The organism is Streptomyces beihaiensis, assembly GCF_026274175.1.
Classification (GTDB): domain Bacteria; phylum Actinomycetota; class Actinomycetes; order Streptomycetales; family Streptomycetaceae; genus Streptomyces; species Streptomyces beihaiensis.
The window spans coordinates 1-2485 of record NZ_JAPHNL010000175.1; the positions used below are offsets into that span (position 1 = coordinate 1).

Below are 2485 nucleotides of genomic sequence, written 5' to 3' on the forward strand. Positions count from 1 at the left end.
GTGCCCCGAGGACCGTCAGCAGGTCCTCGGGGCACCGGCCCGTTCACGCGCGTGGCGGCCCCGCGAAGGGGTCGGGGCCCGCCGCTCCCGCGGCTGTGGTCAGCCCCGGTTCTCCGAACGGCGGCGCATCCAGAACGCTCCACCGCCGATCAGCGCCACGGCGACGAGCCCGCCGCCGATCGCCATGTCGGTCGGGGTGGCCCCGGTGCTGCTCGACCCTCCCAGACCGCCGCGCACGCTGCCGCGGATGACGGTGTACGCGGCGGGGCGGGTCAGCTGCGACCCCTGGCAGTTGACGGTGATGTCGTGGGCGCCGGGCCGCGCGTCACGCCGGACCTTCGCGGTCCCCTTGGCCGTGGTGCCGCCGGCCGGCGAGAGGTTGATCGTCCCGAACGCGTCCGACGTCGCCGTGCTGTTGCGCTGGCACTTGGTCCCGTCGACGGAGATGGTCAGCTCTCCGCCGCGTGGGATGACGCTCGGCGTCGCCGTGATGTTCTGCGGGTCGGTCCAGGCGGACGCGGCGGGGGCGGCGAGACCGACGGCGGCTGCCGCGACCGCGGACACGGCCAGGGCACGGGTAGTACGCATGGAAATCCTCCGCGGAAGGCGCCCCGGGAACGGTCCCCGGGTGTTTCGGCGAGAACGCCCTCCCAGACGCACCCTCAGATGGCGTGCGCACGCCCGCATTTCGGGAATCGGCCGTCCTGGTGAGCCGACACGCCGACAGATCTCCGTACGGGCGGATATCGCCGCAGGTCACAGACCGTCAGAAAAAACCTGGGAGCGGCGACTCGGATGGCGCACCGGGGCCGGCGGGCACCGCCCGGCCGTCCCCCGTTCGCCCTCGCCCCGTCGCTGCCCGCGCGCGGCCGACTTAGCGTTTCGGTACGCGCAACGGACGCGGTCTCGCCACCGCGCCCAGAGGGGATGAGCGAATGTCCGACGCAACACTCGAAGCCGAGGAGCGGCCAAGGAAGCGCGCGCCGTGGGGCGTGATAGCGCTGGTGCTGCTCACAGGGCTCGCGTTGATCCGCAACGGGTCGGGGGAGTTCGACGTCGGTCCGCCGCAGCCGGCCGCCGCGGCCAAGGCTGACACCCGTACACCCCCCAAGATCACCCCCAAGGCTCCGGGACCCCTGCCGTTCTCCCTGGTGGACCGGATTCGCATCCCCGCGATCCGGGTGGACGCGCCGCTCATGGAGGTCGGTCTCGACTCCGACGGCTGGGTGGAGGCGCCGCCGCCGGAGGACCCGAACCTGGCGGGCTGGTTCACGGGCGGGGTGTCGCCCGGCGAGAAGGGCACCTCGGTGATCGTCGGCCATGTCGACAACATGCGGGGACCGGCCGTCTTCTACGGTCTGGGCTCGCTCAAGAAGGGCAATCACATCGAGGTCCGGCGCCAGGACGGCAGGACGGCGGTCTTCAAGATCTACGGCATCGACGTCTTCGAGAAGAAGAACTTCCCCGGCGAGCGGGTGTACCGCTCCACGGGCGCGCCCGAGCTGCGCGTGATCACGTGCGGCGGCGGCTTCTCCAAGCGCAACGGCTACGACGGCAACGTCGTGGTCTTCGCCCGTCTGGACGCGGTCCGCTGAAGCGCGGTGCACGGGGTGGGAGGGTCTCCGGCCCGCCCGCCCCGTGGCCGTGGTTCACACGCCCTGAGGGCGCGGCAGCGTGATGCGGTATCCCTTGTCGATGAGGCGGGGCAGGTAGGTGCGCAGCGCGGCGACGCTCTGGGAGCGGTTGCCGCCCGCGTCGTGGCTGAGGACGACGACGCCGGGCGCCGCACCGTCGAGCACCCGGCGGATGATCGTGTCGGTGCCGGGGCGTTTCCAGTCGGTGGTGTCGACGGTCCAGGCCAGCGGCTCCATGCCGAGTTCGGCCTGGGTCCTGAAGACGCAGCGGTTCCAGGCGCCGTACGGGGCGCGGAACCAGGCGGGTGCCTCGCCCACCGTGTCGTGGACGAGATCGCTGGTGCGCTCGATCTCGGAGCGTACGCGCGCGGGCGTCTTGCGGATGAGCAGCGGATGGGTCCAGGTGTGGTTGCCGATGATGTGCCCGTCGTCGGCCATCTCCCGCAGCAGGTCCCTGTTCCACTCGGCCTGCTCGCCGCAGACGAAGAACATGGCGCGCACGTCGTGCTTGCGCAGGGTGCGCAGGATGTGCGGCGTGTAGCGCGGGTCGGGTCCGTCGTCGAAGGTGAGCACCATCGCGCGGTCACCGCGGCCGAAGTCCATGCGCAGAATCGGCTCGTGACGGACCTTCAGCGGCGCGCGGGCGTTGTGCGCGCCACCGTATCCGGCCAGGGGCCGCAGCCGGTACGCGGACGGGGCGTGGGCCCGCGCGGCGGGCGGTCCCGCGGCGGGCCCGACCGACGGGGATGCCTCGGACGCCCCGGCGGCCTTGGATGCCTCGGAGGCACCGGAGGGCTTCGTCGTGGGCGACCCGGTCGGGGCGGCCGCGGCCGGTGGGGCGGCGCGGTGCG

3 protein-coding genes are annotated in these 2485 nt (G+C 72.7%); 1 reads left to right on the plus strand and 2 read right to left on the minus strand.

Features of this window, described 5'->3' with window-relative positions; all coding sequences use genetic code 11:
- Window positions 1-99 precede the first annotated feature (99 nt).
- Window positions 100-588, minus strand: coding sequence for a hypothetical protein (locus OFY01_RS16100; RefSeq protein ID WP_266600463.1), 489 nt, complete (start codon window positions 586-588; stop codon window positions 100-102).
- A gap of 347 nt (window positions 589-935) precedes the next feature.
- Here OFY01_RS16100 and OFY01_RS16105 point away from each other — a divergent pair, with 347 nt between their 5' ends.
- Entirely contained in the window at window positions 936-1595 is a 660-nt protein-coding gene (locus OFY01_RS16105) for a class F sortase (protein WP_266600465.1), read from the plus strand.
- A 54-nt stretch (window positions 1596-1649) separates the two neighbouring features.
- Here the strand turns inward: OFY01_RS16105 and OFY01_RS16110 are convergent.
- The coding region (locus tag OFY01_RS16110; RefSeq protein WP_266600467.1) for a polysaccharide deacetylase family protein at window positions 1650-2485 on the minus strand (836 nt) is incomplete at its 5' end.

Coding starts and splice junctions, on each gene's coding strand:
- OFY01_RS16100 (WP_266600463.1), bottom strand. CDS start 588: ATGCGTACTACCCGTGCCCTGGCCGTGTCCGCGGTCGCGGCAGCCGCC.
- OFY01_RS16105 (WP_266600465.1), top strand. CDS start 936: ATGTCCGACGCAACACTCGAAGCCGAGGAGCGGCCAAGGAAGCGCGCG.